The organism is Microbacterium sp. LWH12-1.2 (assembly GCF_040675825.1).
Taxonomy (GTDB): Bacteria; Actinomycetota; Actinomycetes; order Actinomycetales; family Microbacteriaceae; genus Microbacterium.
On the sequence record NZ_JBEGIJ010000001.1, the window covers coordinates 1,860,276 to 1,873,171 of the forward strand.

The 12,896-nt window shown below is 66.5% G+C and carries 15 protein-coding genes and 1 tRNA gene; 6 read left to right on the plus strand and 10 right to left on the minus strand.

Annotation, left to right across the window (positions count from 1 at the left end):
• The first annotated feature begins 15 nt into the window (after nt 1-15).
• Genes pstC through pstB form a run of 3 tightly spaced genes read left to right on the plus strand, consistent with a single transcriptional unit; the run spans nt 16 to nt 2,894 of the window.
• Nucleotides 16-993 (plus strand): phosphate ABC transporter permease subunit PstC, encoded by a 978-nt coding sequence (pstC, locus tag MRBLWH12_RS08995; protein WP_363548314.1) that lies wholly within the window; start codon nt 16-18, stop codon nt 991-993.
• A gap of 1 nt (nt 994) precedes the next feature.
• Nucleotides 995-2,083 carry a phosphate ABC transporter permease PstA gene (gene pstA / locus MRBLWH12_RS09000; RefSeq protein WP_363548315.1) on the plus strand — a complete coding sequence of 363 codons (1,089 nt, stop codon included), beginning with the start codon at nt 995-997 and terminating at the stop codon, nt 2,081-2,083.
• Nucleotides 2,084-2,114: 31 nt separating this feature from the next.
• Nucleotides 2,115-2,894 carry a phosphate ABC transporter ATP-binding protein PstB gene (pstB, locus tag MRBLWH12_RS09005; RefSeq protein WP_363548317.1) on the plus strand — a complete coding sequence of 260 codons (780 nt, stop codon included), beginning with the start codon at nt 2,115-2,117 and terminating at the stop codon, nt 2,892-2,894.
• A gap of 81 nt (nt 2,895-2,975) precedes the next feature.
• Here the strand turns inward: pstB and MRBLWH12_RS09010 are convergent, their stop codons facing one another.
• The 4 genes from MRBLWH12_RS09010 to sigK form a co-directional block, all read right to left on the minus strand.
• Nucleotides 2,976-3,860: an aminodeoxychorismate lyase gene (locus MRBLWH12_RS09010; protein ID WP_363548318.1), complete on the minus strand. Its 885-nt coding sequence runs from the start codon at nt 3,858-3,860 to the stop codon at nt 2,976-2,978.
• Between the two features lie 157 nt (nt 3,861-4,017).
• Nucleotides 4,018-4,647, minus strand: coding sequence for a DNA-directed RNA polymerase subunit beta (locus MRBLWH12_RS09015; protein WP_363548320.1), 630 nt, complete (start codon nt 4,645-4,647; stop codon nt 4,018-4,020).
• 27 nt (nt 4,648-4,674) lie between these two features.
• Nucleotides 4,675-5,448 (minus strand): anti-sigma factor, encoded by a 774-nt coding sequence (locus MRBLWH12_RS09020; protein ID WP_363548322.1) that lies wholly within the window; start codon nt 5,446-5,448, stop codon nt 4,675-4,677.
• A complete protein-coding gene (gene sigK, locus MRBLWH12_RS09025) occupies nt 5,445-6,044 on the minus strand; it encodes an ECF RNA polymerase sigma factor SigK (protein WP_363548324.1) in 600 nt (199 codons plus the stop codon). Before sigK ends, MRBLWH12_RS09020 begins: the two co-directional genes overlap by 4 nt.
• A gap of 251 nt (nt 6,045-6,295) precedes the next feature.
• Between sigK and MRBLWH12_RS09030 the strand changes: the two genes are divergently transcribed.
• Together MRBLWH12_RS09030 and MRBLWH12_RS09035 are read left to right on the plus strand one after the other, a co-directional pair.
• A complete protein-coding gene (locus MRBLWH12_RS09030; RefSeq protein WP_341973885.1) occupies nt 6,296-6,958 on the plus strand; it encodes a fasciclin domain-containing protein in 663 nt (220 codons plus the stop codon).
• 596 nt (nt 6,959-7,554) lie between these two features.
• Nucleotides 7,555-8,055, plus strand: a complete 501-nt coding sequence (locus MRBLWH12_RS09035; protein WP_363548327.1) for a hypothetical protein — start codon at nt 7,555-7,557, stop codon at nt 8,053-8,055.
• 63 nt (nt 8,056-8,118) lie between these two features.
• Here the strand turns inward: MRBLWH12_RS09035 and MRBLWH12_RS09040 are convergent, their stop codons facing one another.
• Nucleotides 8,119-8,634: a CGNR zinc finger domain-containing protein gene (locus MRBLWH12_RS09040; protein ID WP_341973883.1), complete on the minus strand. Its 516-nt coding sequence runs from the start codon at nt 8,632-8,634 to the stop codon at nt 8,119-8,121.
• A 25-nt stretch (nt 8,635-8,659) separates the two neighbouring features.
• Here MRBLWH12_RS09040 and MRBLWH12_RS09045 point away from each other — a divergent pair, with 25 nt between their 5' ends.
• Nucleotides 8,660-8,869 (plus strand): hypothetical protein, encoded by a 210-nt coding sequence (locus tag MRBLWH12_RS09045; RefSeq protein ID WP_363548329.1) that lies wholly within the window; start codon nt 8,660-8,662, stop codon nt 8,867-8,869.
• Here MRBLWH12_RS09045 and MRBLWH12_RS09050 read toward each other — a convergent pair.
• From MRBLWH12_RS09050 to MRBLWH12_RS09070, 5 genes are all read right to left on the minus strand, one after another.
• Nucleotides 8,866-9,399 carry a DUF1697 domain-containing protein gene (locus MRBLWH12_RS09050; protein WP_363548331.1) on the minus strand — a complete coding sequence of 178 codons (534 nt, stop codon included), beginning with the start codon at nt 9,397-9,399 and terminating at the stop codon, nt 8,866-8,868. The genes MRBLWH12_RS09045 and MRBLWH12_RS09050 overlap by 4 nt on opposite strands.
• On the minus strand, nt 9,396-9,977 hold the full coding sequence (locus MRBLWH12_RS09055; protein ID WP_363548333.1) for an isochorismatase family protein: 582 nt from the start codon (nt 9,975-9,977) through the stop codon (nt 9,396-9,398). Before MRBLWH12_RS09055 ends, MRBLWH12_RS09050 begins: the two co-directional genes overlap by 4 nt.
• A 66-nt stretch (nt 9,978-10,043) precedes the next feature.
• Nucleotides 10,044-10,116, minus strand: a tRNA-Thr gene (locus MRBLWH12_RS09060).
• Between the two features lie 69 nt (nt 10,117-10,185).
• Nucleotides 10,186-11,742, minus strand: a complete 1,557-nt coding sequence (locus MRBLWH12_RS09065; protein ID WP_363548335.1) for an alpha/beta hydrolase — start codon at nt 11,740-11,742, stop codon at nt 10,186-10,188.
• Nucleotides 11,739-12,896 carry a DNA polymerase III subunit delta' gene (locus MRBLWH12_RS09070; RefSeq protein ID WP_363548337.1) on the minus strand — a complete coding sequence of 386 codons (1,158 nt, stop codon included), beginning with the start codon at nt 12,894-12,896 and terminating at the stop codon, nt 11,739-11,741. Before MRBLWH12_RS09070 ends, MRBLWH12_RS09065 begins: the two co-directional genes overlap by 4 nt.

A 12,896-nucleotide genomic window follows, 5' to 3' on the forward strand; every position in this document is an offset into this window, starting at 1 on the left:
CGAAACAGGGAGACCATGAGCACGATCGCGCAGGCACCGACTCCGGCGCCGACACAGGCGCCGCCCGCCCCGATCAAGGCCAAGCAGCGACTCGGCGACCGGGTCTTCTCCGGCACCGCGCTCGGAGCGGGGACCATCATCCTCGTCGTCCTCGCCGCGGTGGCCGCCTTCCTTCTCATCCAGAGCCTCCCAGCGTTCCAGCTGGACACGAGCGACAACCACATCCTCAAGGGCGAGTCGTTCTGGGTCTACGTCTGGCCGCTCGTCTTCGGCACTCTCTGGGCCTCGTTCATCGCTCTGCTGATCGCGGCCCCGATCGCCATCGGCATCGCCCTGTTCATCTCGCACTACGCCCACCGCCGTCTCGCCGCGATCCTCGGCTACATCATCGACCTGCTCGCGGCGGTTCCGTCCGTGGTCTTCGGCCTCTGGGGCGGCCTCGTGCTCGCTCCCCTGCTCCAGCCGATTTACGCCTGGCTGAGCACCCACGCCTCCTGGGTCCCGTTCTTCGGCGGCCAGGTCTCCTCCACCGGGAAGACGATCCTCACCGCGGCCCTCGTGCTCGCGGTCATGTGCATCCCGATCATGACGGCGATCTGCCGCGAGGTGTTCCTGCAGACTCCGAAGCTCCATGAGGAGGCCGCACTGGCTCTGGGGGCGACTCGCTGGGAGATGGTGCGGATGGCCGTTCTCCCGTTCGCTCGAGGCGGCATGGTCTCGGCCGCAATGCTGGCGCTCGGCCGGGCACTCGGAGAGACGATGGCCGTGACCATGGTGCTCTCGCCCTCCGCGGTCGTTAGTTTCCTGGTGCTGACCGCCACGAATCCGACTCCCATCCCGGCGAACATCGCCTTGGCCTTCCCCGAGGCGCATGGCACCGGCGTCAACACGCTGATCGCGACCGGCCTCATCCTCTTCGTTGTGACCTTCGTGGTCAACGCGTTGGCGCGCTGGATCGTCGCCCGCCGCGCCGAGTTCTCGGGAGCGAACTGATATGACCGTCCTCACCGCCCCCGCCCCCGCCCCCGCGGCGACTCTCACTTCCGGCAAGTTGCCGAAGTGGGCTCCGTGGGCCCTGCTCGCCGCATCATTCGTGATCGCCTTCGCCGTGTTCGGTGTGGCGGCGATCGGAGCGGATCTCGCTGACTTCAACATCACCGGGGCCAGCGTCGTCGGCATCCTTCTCTACATGGTCCTGATCACGGTGATCTCCTCGATCGCCGAGAGCCGCCGCAAGGCCGTCGACCGACTGATGACGGCACTCGTCGCCACGGCGTTCCTCATCGCGCTGCTGCCGCTGGTGTCACTGCTGTGGACGGTCGTCGCGAACGGGATCCAGCGCTTCGACGCCGAGTTCTTCAGTTTCTCGATGCGGAACGTCGTCGGCGACGGCGGCGGAATCGTGCACGCGATCTGGGGCACCCTCCTGATCACTCTCACGGCGACCGTCATCTCGGTGCCGGTCGGCTTGATGACGTCGATCTACCTGGTCGAATATGGTCGCGGCAAGATCGCGAAGGCGATCACCTTCCTCGTCGACGTGATGACCGGCATTCCGTCGATCGTCGCGGGCCTGTTCATCTACGCCATGTTCGCCCTGCTCGTCCGCCCGGGCATCTCGATGGGCATGATGGGGGCGCTCGCCCTTGCCGTGCTGATGACGCCGGTCGTCGTCCGCGGAAGCGAGGAGCTTCTCAAGATCGTCCCGAACGAACTTCGCGAGGCGTCGTATGCACTGGGCGTTCCGAAGTGGCTGACGATTCTCAAGGTCGTCTTGCCTACGTCGATCGCCGGCATCACCACCTCGGTCATGCTCGCCATCTCGCGTGTTATCGGCGAGACCGCACCTCTGCTGCTGACGGCCGGCTTCACGCAGAGCCTGAACACGAACATCTTCAACGGCCAGATGATGACCCTGCCGGTGTTCGCGTACAACCAGTACATGAACCAGGGCACGAATCCCGAGGCCTCCCTCGATCGGGCATGGGCCGCCGCCCTCACCCTGATCCTCATCGTCATGGTGCTGAACCTGCTCGCGCGCCTCATCGCGAAGTGGTTCTCCCCGAAGACCAACGGCCGCTGAGCCTCCCGACTCCATCCGTAAGGAAACAGAAGTGTCCAAGAGCATCGAAGTCAACGACCTCAACGTCTACTACAGCGACTTCCTCGCCGTCGAGGGCGTCTCCCTCGAGATCCAGCCCCGCAGCGTGACCGCCTTCATCGGTCCGTCCGGATGTGGCAAGTCCACCTTCCTGCGCACCCTGAACCGCATGCACGAGGTCATCCCGGGCGCGCGCGTCAAGGGTGAGGTACTGCTCGACGGCAAGGACCTCTACGGCCCCGGCGTCGACCCGGTGCTCGTGCGGCGTCAGGTCGGCATGGTCTTCCAGCGTCCGAACCCGTTCCCGACGATGTCAATCAAGGAGAACGTGCTCGCGGGGGTCAAGCTGAACAACGTCCGCATGTCCAAGAGCGATCAGGACGCACTCGTGGAGAAGTCGCTGATCGGCGCGAACCTGTGGAACGAGGTCAAGGACCGGCTCGACAAGCCCGGCTCCGGCCTGTCCGGCGGCCAGCAGCAGCGCCTGTGCATTGCCCGTGCGATCGCCGTCTCGCCCGAGGTTCTCCTGATGGACGAGCCGTGCTCCGCGCTGGACCCCATCTCGACGTACGCGATCGAAGAGTTGATCGGCGAGCTGAAGAACGAGTTCACGATCGTGATCGTCACGCACAACATGCAGCAGGCGTCGCGCGTATCCGACAAGACCGCCTTTTTCAACATCGCCGGCACCGGAAAGCCGGGCAAGCTCATCGAGTTCGACGACACCAAGTCGATCTTCACCACCCCGTCCGTGCAGGCTACCGAGGACTACGTGTCTGGTCGATTCGGATAAGTCCCGGCTCGTCTGGCCTGAGTGCCCGGGGACTTCGGTCCCCGGGCACTTCTGCGTTTCTGGGCGTTTCGTCTCAAGGCGCTAGTCGCGGGGCGACAGCAGGTACCGGTTCAGCCCCGCGGTGAGGGCATGGTCCACCGGCAGCGCCATCTCGTCGACGGCGGTGATCGGGGCAGCGAGGCGGACGCTCGACACCAGCCAGGCGGCATCCGCTCGGGAGAGGTCGGATGCCGGCACCTGGGCGTACCCGACGTCGAAACCACGCGCTGCGAGGTGCTCGTAGACGCTCAGCTGCGTGGTGCCGTGCAGGATGCCGCCGTTCGGCGCCGGCGTCACGAATCGGTCGCCGAAACGGAGGATGAGCGAGGCCGTCGGCGCCTCCAGTACGAAGCCGTCGCTGGAGAGGAAGATCGCGTCGTCGGCGCCACGACGATGCGCCTCACGCAGTGCCGCCATGTTCACGGCGTACGAGAGCGTCTTCGCCCCGAGCAGCAGCCACGGGGCCCGCTCCGCCGCGCTCAGGTCATAGCCGCGATCGAGCGTGACGACTCTGATCCCGCGTTCGCGCGGCGCGGTGAAGTCGGATGCCGGCGCCGCCGTCACCCACGCGGTGGGCGTCGGCCCGTGCTCGACACCCCGGCTGAGGATGAGCTTGATGACGGACTCCCCCGCCGGACACTGCGCCGCCGCCAGATCAACCGCCTGACGCCACTGCACGAGATTCGGAACGGGCAGATCGCACAGTTTCGCTGAATGGGCGAGCCGCTCCAGATGCGGCACCACCTCCTGCGCGTGGGCGTCGATCACACCGATCGACTCGAAGACGCCGTCTCCGCGCTGCGTGCTGAGTTCGCCGACGCTGAGGGCCGGAGCGGCAGCATCCACTGCCGTGAACGTGTCGCCGAAATCGGCGCGTTCCTCACCAGCGACGACGGGGTCGATCATCAATGCGAAGCGCCAGTTCATGAGAATGAGCCTAGAGGTCGGGAATAGCACTCGCCGTATCGCGTTATTATTGATCGGCCGGGCCGCATAACCCCGGGCTCCAATTTTTGCCGCTTTGAGCGGCCTTCCGCCGAGAGGCGTTCTTGCGGCCCGGTCTTTTCATACCCGGGCCGCTCCTTCAGGCCAGGGCGCTCGCCCGCCACAGCACTGCTGATGCCGCCAGATCCTGCGCATAGCTGCTCAGTCTCAGCGCCCGTGTCGTGAACTCGCTCGCTCTGACCGGCTCTGTCGGCTCGTAATCATCCGCCGTGTGCGTCGCACCCGAGGCCTGGACACGGCAGAACGCGGCCGCCCGCTCGAGCGCCACGGCGAAGTCGCCCCGGAACGCGCCCCGCAGGATCGTGTCGATGAGTTCGACGAGTTCGTCGGGGTTCGCCGGTACCGGGGCTCCCGCGACGACAGCATCCGCCGACAGCAGCTCGACGCGCCCGCGCTCGTAGAGCAGCGCCGCGGTCTGCGGGTCGCCGTGGATCGCGAGCTGCAGGAGGTACAGCCGCCAGAGAGCACCGGGGAGCGTGCGCGCCGGAGCCTTCGACCAGAGCTCGGCGATCTCGTCGATGCCGTGCTCGGCGGTGAACGCCACCAGGCGCTCGGCACTCACGCCGCTTTCGTCGGCGCGCACCCGGGTCAGCAGAGCGGATGCGGTGGCATGAGCCGTTCGCGTCTCCTCGGCGGGGTCGTGGGCGCCGACCAGGTTGTCGAAGGCGCTGGTCGGACGACGCACGGGTCGGGAGTGCTGCTCGGGCATCGAACAAGGCTACCCGTGCCGGGTGGCTCAGGCCGTCGGAATCACGATCACCGGGTCGCTGGTGGGCTGTCCGCTCGGCGAACCGCCGGCCTGCTCGACGGTCACCGCGATGACGTCGCCGGTATGCATGTCGCCCTGCAGAGCCGCCGTCGCATCGCCGCCGTCGACCGTGAAGACACCGGCGGAGACGGGTGTCTCCCCTCGAACGAACCACAGTTCGTACGTCTCGCCGTCGCTCGGCGCCGCGATACCGTCCGTGACGAGCACGGCTGCCCCGAGAGAATCCGACCAGTACGCCGTGGCGGTGCCTCCCGACTCCAGTTCGATGCTGGCCTGCGCGGCATCATCCGCCGACCGGATCTCGTCGAGCGCGATGACGTCCGCCGGACGATTCAGCTGTTGATTGAGCGCGACCGCACCGATTCCCAATCCGACCAGGACGGCGAGGCATGCGGCGAGCGCCAGAACCGCCCGGCTCCAGCGGCGCTGGGGCCGTCGCTCCAGGATCTCAGGTGCCGCGAGCGGAGACTCGGCCAGCGGGACACTCGATGTCGGGGAGTTCTCTCCGTGCGGGGTCTGCGGAGTCTGCGCGATCTGTGCGAGGAGAGAGGCGCGGATGCCGTCCGGCGGAGCCACCGGCAACGCGAAGGCAAGCGACGCGGCCGTCTCGGCATCCTCCTCGACGATCCCCCGCCATTCGGGGTGCGCGGCGAGAGCGCCGCGGAAGCGCGCATCATCCTCGGGTGACAGAGCGTGCAGGGCGGCGCCGGCCGCGAGCTCCGCGAACTCCTTCTCGTTCATGCCGTCACCCCCATCGCCGCACGGAGACGTGTGAGTCCGTCTCGCATCCGAGTCTTGATCGTTCCCAGTGGTGCTCCGATGAGCACCGATATCTCGTTCTGACTGTAGCCACCGTAATAAGCGAGGACGAGCGCTTCACGCTGCGCTTCGGGCAGGCCGCCCAGCGCTTCGACGACCTTCTCGCCGTCGATGCCCAGCTCCACCTGCTCGGCGACGCTGTCGTGGGCGACCCCGATATCACGCAACCCTGCTCGCACATCGCGGTCCGAACTGGACTGTGATGCGCGTACCCGATCGATGGCCCGACGATGTGCGATCGTCATCACCCATGCTCTTCCCTGCCCCTTGTTCGGAGCGAACCGGGATGCGGATTGCCAGATCTCGAGGAAGACCTCCTGCAGCACTTCCTCGCTCTGTGCGCGGTTCACGAGCACTCGGAGTATCAGTCCGAAGACGCGCGGGGAGAGGGTGTCGTACAGCTCCGCGAAAGCCCGCTGGTCGCCGTCGGCAGTGCGGATGAGGAGCTCGGCGACGGCGTCGCTCGCCGTCCCGTCCTCGGGCACGTCCATTCCGTCGATGACCATCTCCACCAGCATGCCGCATCTCCCCTCGATTGCGTGCGAGCGTCACCTGAATGTGAGGAAGGAGCCTCGACCTCGGCGTCACATCGACCGTGACCCTCGGCGATGGCATCGTGTCCTCGCCTCCGTCAGTGATTGTTCGCTCCGGATGGGCTTGTCGGATTGGATTCTGCGAGATCCGAGATTCTTCCCATCCGATCTGCGACGGGCTCCGAACAGATGTCGACGCCACGGAGATGCCGTGGTCTTGATCTCCGGAGGTAGAGATGTTCAGCACCAAGAAGAAGATCACCGCAGCATTGTCGCTCGGCTTCGCCAGCGTTCTCGTGCTCTCGGGTTGTGCCATGGGCAGTGGCCCCGCTGAGGAATCGACCGAGCCCAAGGCTCCCGAGACCTCGGAGGAGTCCGAAGCCCCCGAGACGATGGATCCGGCAGCGAACCTCGTCGGTCCTGGCTGCGCGGCATACGCCGAGGCCGTCCCGGACGGCGCCGGCTCCGTGCAGGGCATGTCTCAGGACCCTGTCGCTGTCGCGGCATCCAACAACCCGCTGTTGAAGACCCTGGTTGCCGCGGTGAGCGGACAGCTCAACCCGGATGTGAACCTGGTCGACACCCTCAACGGCGACGAGTTCACCGTCTTCGCGCCGGTCGACGAGGCCTTCGCGAAGATCGACCCGGCGACCATCGAGGCACTCAAGACCGACAGCGCCACGCTGTCGTCGATCCTCACCTACCACGTCGTTCCCGGACAGATCGCGCCCGCTGACATCGCCGGCACGCACACCACGGTGCAGGGCGCAGACCTCGAAGTCACCGGAAGCGGTGACGAGTGGATGGTCAACGACGCGATGGTGATCTGCGGCGGAGTGCAGACCGCGAACGCCACCGTGTACCTGATCGACACGGTGCTGATGCCGCCCGCTCAGTAGCAGCGGGCTCGCCGAGTGGGGATTCTCGGTATCTGATCCTCGTGCGGGTCGGGGGACTCGCACGAGGATCAGAAGCGGCCGCCGATGACATTTGTCGTCGGCGGCCGCTTCTGTGCGCCCGGGACGAGTGCGCACGGGCTGCCGAGCAGAGACCATCAATCGGGCGCACTAGACTGGGAGGACACGGGCCTCTAGCTCAGTTGGCAGAGCATCGGACTTCAACAAAATAGGAGCGCCTCGGGGGAAACTCCGGGGATGACACCACTCAAAGTCGGGGAACCCTTACTGGGCAACCAGTTGGCAATCCCGAGCCAAGCCGGACGCGAGTTCGGAAGGTGTAGAGACTGGACGGGTGGCACCTACGGCGAAAGCTATGGTGAAGGGACAGTCCAGACCACGAACGCCCCACGGGCGGCGGCGAAAGCCGAAGTGGCAAGTTAATCCGCGGGTCGAGGGTTCGAGCCCCTCGGGGCCCACCGTGTTGTTACTCGGATCGAGTGCAGCTGCGATTTTCGCACCGTGCACTCGCGTCGGGTCCTGCCCTCTTGATGTCAGAGCGTGGCGATATCGTCACAGCAACGACGTCGGGAAGAGACATGCACGATGACGATGCGATAACGCCTTCGGACGGCGCACTGAAGCAGTGCGCGACATGCCGGCAGTTCAAGGCCCTGACAAGCTTCAACCGAAAGTCGTCGCGGGCAGACGGGCGCCAAGAGGTCTGCCGCCACTGCAATCGGGCATCCTCACGGCGCTACTACCAGCGCAATCGCGAGCATCACATCGCCGTGATCCGTGCGCGAACCGTTGCACAGAAGGCGATGAGTCTCGCCTACGTCACCCAGTACCTGATCGATCACCCATGCGTTGATTGCGGAGCGTCCGACCTCAGAGTTCTGGATTTCGACCACAGACCAGGCACCGACAAGCGAGACGGCGTCATGCAACTCATACGCAACGGATTCAGCATCCCTTGCATCGCAGAGGAGATCGCGAAATGTGATGTCCGCTGCCGCAATTGCCATGCGATCGTGACGTACGAGCGCATGGGAAGCAATTGGCGTTCCCTCGCGATGACCGAACGAGATGCAGAGTAGAAGCGTCCCGATGGCCCCGAGTAGATCCGTCACATCCCTCGGCAACCCGGCCGGCGTCCCCGGTCAGTAACGCGCCCGGTGCCTACGCACAGCGGCGCGGTTGGCGCAGCGCACCGAGCAGTACCGCTGCCGACCGTTGCGGGTCACATCGACGACCACATGAGTGCACGGCTCGGCCGCACAGCGACCGAGCCGGCTCATCCCCCGCGTGGACAAATGCAGCGCCGTGCCGACGGAGATCACCGCACGCAGCACGGCGGGTAGCCTCTGGATGTCGTCGCGATAGTGCAGGTGCCAACCCTCGCCATCGTGGTCGGTGAGTCGCGGATACGCCGCCGTCGCCGCCATCACGGCGTTGAGCGCGTCGGCGCGCATCGAGCCGGAGCCGGCATCGACAACGCTCAGCCATTCGTCGATCACCTCTCGCGTGCGGGCGTGGTCATCCGAAGCCTCGGGGAACGCCATCGTCATGCCGAATTCCCGGGTGCGTTCCTCTATCCCGTCGCGGTCGGCGGGCCACTCGTTCGCGAGCGACGCCGCCATCAGGACCGCATATTCGCCGTAAGGGTTGAGATGCATAAGGCCATTACATCACGCTGGAACCATGGCTGATCTCGACACCCGACCGGTACCGGTCACACTCCCCCGGAAAGCACTGCACGAACACGCCTGGGTCACCGAATCCCGGCATCCGACGTCCGAGGGCGTGCTGCTCTATGTGAAATGCGCGGAATGCGGGACTCGCCGTGTCGATGTGCAGGCGCGCCCTCAGCATCCGCCGACCGCCCTCAGCCGTGAGATCGACGCGACCTAGGCGGTCAACTCGGCCAGCTTCCTGGTCGTGCGCAGATTGCGCGCGGTGCCGGCGACGCCCAATGCCCGATCGAGCACCGCCTTCGTCAGCCTGCTCGAGTGAACCCCGCCCGCGGCGTAGTTGATCCAGAGGTCGTCGCCGACCAGGGCGAGCTCCTCCCCCGGCACCAGCCGCTCCCGCAGTGCCTCCACCGCGCCCGCTGCCGGAGGCCCTTCAAGGAACATCGCGTGCAGCAGCTTCTCCACCGGATTCGCGAACGGCTGTGCGGCGAGCGAGGCGACCAGAGCATCATGCGTACGCAGGATCACCGGGGTGTCGACGCCGAACTCATCGGCGATCAGCCGCCGCACCTGGGCGCAGGCCGCCGCAGAGTCCTGCGGATGCGCGCAGACGATGTTCCCGCTCGCGATGTACGTCGACACGTCCTCGACGATCCCCGACGTCGTCAGCAGCTCGCGCAGGCGCGCCATCGGAACGGAGTTCCTGCCGCTGACGTTCACCGCCCGCAGCAGGAGAACACTGCGACTCACGCCTCGGTGCTCTCGACCAGCTCCGCACCGGCGTGCGCGAGTTCCGCGAGCGCCGCCTCGCTCGGCTCCGCTGCGACCCCCGCGATGAGATCGGTGAGGATGCGCACGCGCACCCCGTGCTCGATCGCATCCAGAGCGGATGCCCGCACGCAATGGTCCGTCGCGATCCCGACCACATCGACGCTCAGCACACCACCGGCCGTCAGCACCGCCCCGACGGTCAGACCGTCTTCGGTGACGCCCTCGAACATCGAATAGGCGGGCTTGCCCTGCCCCTTGCGGATGTGATGGGTCACCGCATCCGTCACGAACAACGGATCGTACTCGGCCCCGTCGGTGCCGGCGACGCAGTGCATCGGCCAGGTGTCCACGAAGTCCGGAGCGTCCGAGAAATGGCCGCCGTTATCGCCATCGACATCGTGCCAGTCGCGCGAGGCGATGATGGCGTCGTAGTCGCCCGCGCGGTCGGCGAGGAACGCGGTGATCCCGGATGCCACGGCATCTCCACCGGCGACGGCGAGCGCGCCGCCCTCGGTGAAATCGTTCTGCACATCGACGATGAGAAGTGCTCTGCTCATACTTCGAGGGTACGCCGCCGGGACGGGAAAGGCCCCGTGATGTTCTTCACATCACGGGGCCTTCGGAGCCGCCCAAGGGAATCGAACCCTTGACCTTCTCATTACGAGTGAGATGCTCTGCCGACTGAGCTAGGGCGGCGTGTGCCGCATAAGCGGCACGATCAACGATATTACCCTGTCCGAGAGCGCGCCGCGAACCGACGCGGGTTCACTCGCAGCGCAGACCGTCTTCCGGCACGACGTCGTCGAGGAAGAACGCCTCGACCGCGTCGTCCACGCACAGATTGCCCTTGTTGTAACCGGTGTGCCCCTCGCCGACACGGGTGATCAGAACGCCCTCTTCGAGCTGGCCCGCGAGCGCCTCCGACCACGCGTAGGGGGTCGCCGGGTCGTTCGTCGTGCCGATCACGAGGATCGGCCCCGCACCGGCGGCAGTGATCTCGCCCCGTGTGCCGGTCGGCGGGTACGGCCACACCTCACAGGAGTCCGGACCACTCCAGTACGGTGCGATCGTGGGTGCGCCCTCACGGATCTTGGCCATCGTGGCCTCCTCCGCAGCGGGGTCGTTCTCGACCGGGTAGTCCATGCAGTTGTAGGCACGGAAGGCTTCGCTCGAGTTGTCGATATAGGTGCCGTCCTCACGACCGTTGTAGAAGTCGGCGAGATAGAAGGCTGTGGCCGGGTCACCCTGCAGCGCCTCGGTCAACGCCTGGGTGAGGTAGCTCCAGCTCTCCTGCGAGTACAGCGCGGCGATGATCGCAGTCATCATCGCGTCGGCGCCCATCATGCGTCCGTCGCCGTTCTCGAGCGGCAGACGATCGGCACTCGCGAGCAGCGCACCGAGATCGGCCATGGCGTCGTCGACCGTGCCATTGAACGGGCACTCGCCGGAATCGAGGCAGTCCTGCATGTACGCCCGCAGTGCGGACTCGAAACCGAGTGCCTGTGTGGCGCCCACCTCGAGCCCAGGCACGGAAGGATCGATCGCGCCATCGAGGACAAGGCGACCGGCCTTCTCCGGGTAGAGCTTCGCGTAGGTCGCGCCGAGGAACGTGCCGTACGAGAAACCGAGGTAGTTCAGCTGCTTGTCGCCGAGGACCGCGCGGATCAGATCCATGTCGCGCGCCGAGTTGATGGTGGTGATGTGCTCGAGGATGCCGCCGCTGTTCGCTTCGCACGCGTCGGCGAACGTCTTATGCGTCTCGAGCAGTTCGGCCTCCCACTCCGGGGTGCCACGCGGGGCCACCGGGATGCCGTAGAGGTAGTCGTCCATCCCTGCCGCGTCGAGGCAGGTCACGGCTGTGGACTGGCCGACGCCACGCGGATCGAAGCCGATCACGTCGTAGCTTTCGATGAGAGCAGAACCGACAGCGAAGTCGAGGCTCCCCTGGATGAGATCGACGCCGCTCGCGCCTGGCCCGCCGGGATTGGTCAGCAGCGAGCCGAGCGGCGTTCCCTCCGCCTGGTGGCGCACCACGGAGAGCTGGATCTCGCCGTCGCCCGGATTCTCCCAGTCCAGTGGCGCGGTGACCTCGGTGCAGTCGAAACCGTTGCCGCACCCGCTCCAGTCCAGCGTCTGCCCGTAGTACCGGAGCAGGTTCTCGGCAACCCCCTCGGTGTCCGGCGCATTCGTGCGGGACGGACGCGGTGCCGCCTGCTCGGGGATCATCGCATAGAGGCATCCGGAGAGTGCGACGGATGCGGCGGCAAGGCCGGCGATGAGCGCGGAAGCGCGCCGGATGCGGGAAGTCGTACGGTGGGTCACGGTGTCCTCCCGCTCGTGACAGTCACGAGCAAGCTCTCCAGGGCGAGCAGCGGTGCGACGTTGCGCTCCAGCGACTGACGCGTCTCGGCAAGGTGGTCAAGTACGACAAGCGTACGTGTCTCAGGCCATGCGTCCGCGAGCCCGCTCAGCTCGGCACGCAATTCGCTGTTGATGAGCTCGTCGTTCCGGCCGAACTGGAGCATCACGACGTCGCGGAACAGCGATTGCATATCGGTGAGCACGCGGTCGATGCCGTCGCGCAGACTTCGCGTCGCGCGCTTCTTCTGATCGTCCTCCAGCGCAGACAACTGTGCGCGCAGCGCGGGTGGCACCGCCTGCCCCTCGGCGATGCCGACGGTGCGCAGCAGTGACGCGCGCTCGGTCGCGTCGCGCTCGGCGGTCAGCGCCTTCGCGTCCTCGGTCGCGGCCTGGATGATGCGCCCGGCGACCTCCACGGCATCGCCGACGCCGCGCACCGCGAGCACGGAGCGGAGGGTGTCATCCCGTCGACGGCGCGCGTTCTCGTCGACGGCCAGCCGCTGAGCCATGCCGATGTGACGCTGCGCATGACGAGCGGCCTGCTCGGCGACGGCCTCATCGACGCCGGTGCGCAGCACGATCAGCCGGGCGACATCGGCGACGTCGGGCTCGCGCAGGCGCAGCGAGCGGACGCGGGAGCGGATCGTCGGCAGCAGATCGGCTTCGCTGGGCGCGCACAGGATCCACACCGTCTGCTCCGGCGGCTCTTCGAGCGCCTTCAGCAGCACGTTGGAGGTGCGCTCGACCATGCGATCGGCGTCTTCGACGACGATCACGCGATAGCGACCCGCTGATGGCGCGAAGTACGAGCGTTCGACGAGAGCACGAGCCTCGGCGATCGTGATGATGACCTTGTCGGTGCGCAGCGCCGTGACGTCGGGATGGGTACCGGCGAGCACTTGGCGCATCGCCGCCTCGTCATCTGGCTCATCGGCGACCAGTGCAGCCGCGAACGCATAGGCGAGTGTCGACCGCCCGGACCCGGGTGGGCCGGTGATCAGCCAGGCGTGCGAGAGGGCTGCGGGATCGGATGCTGCGGCGCGCAGCGTCTCGACAGCAGCATCCTGCCCCCATACGTCGGCCCAGGGAAACGGAGCGGCGACAGTCTGGGGCAT